Source organism: Vibrio sp. 2130-1 (genome assembly GCF_033339515.1).
Window position 1 is genome coordinate 1 of record NZ_JAWOUT010000148.1, and the last position, 848, is coordinate 848.

The 848-nt window shown below is 45.4% G+C and carries 1 protein-coding gene; it reads right to left on the bottom strand.

Translation table 11 applies throughout. The annotated features are described in order from the left end of the window. Nucleotides 1–83 precede the first annotated feature (83 nt). A partial coding sequence (locus R7Q09_RS24810; RefSeq protein WP_318143778.1) for an EAL domain-containing protein occupies nt 84–848 on the bottom strand: 765 nt, incomplete at its 5' end.

The following is an 848-nucleotide window of genomic DNA, read 5'->3' on the forward strand; positions in this document are numbered from 1 at the left end:
CAAGGCTGCGTTTTTTTATTGGCATTGTTTCACGTGAAACAAGGCTGCGTTTTTTTATTGGCATTGTTTCACGTGAAACACGACTAAAACAGACGCGTAGGTTCACCTAAGTAGTAGCCTTGCAGATAATCGACGCCCATATCCTGCGCGATTTTGCACACCTCTCGATTGTGCACAAACTCTGCGACCGTTTCTGCATTAAACACCTGGCACAAACGCACCAACTGAGAAGCTATTTTGCGCTGCTTTAAATCCTTATCGATGTCTCTAATCAAGCTGCCATCCAGCTTTATCACTTCCGGCTCTAACTTTAAGATCTCATCAATATTGGAGTATCCAGAACCAAAATCGTCCACGATAATGCGCGCACCCAGTTTTCTGAAATGGCTGCACACTTCTATCATACGACCGTAATCTTTAATCTGTTCAGACTCCAGTACTTCCAGCCCTATCCGCGTCGGGTCATTCAACTGGCTGATTTCATGCTCCAGCAACATCAACGTTTTGTCGCTCAACAAATCTTGCGGAGACAGGTTAATCGAGAAATCTCCTTTCTTATCTCGCATGTAATGCAGCGTCGAGCGGATCATGTGACGACTCAATCTGGTGTACAAATGCGTGTCTGAGATGATCGGTAAAAATCGCCCTGGAGCAATCACTGTTCCGTCTTCTTCTAAAATCCGCACCAGACATTCTTGGCTGGCAGGAAGATGACTGTAAGCGTGCACAATCGGTTGGCTATACGTAATGATATTCTGCTTGAGAATCGCGCGGCTGACACAACTCAACCACCCTAGTTGCTCTTTACGTACATCTTCACTGACTTCGATGTCTTTAGCGTTGCAAAT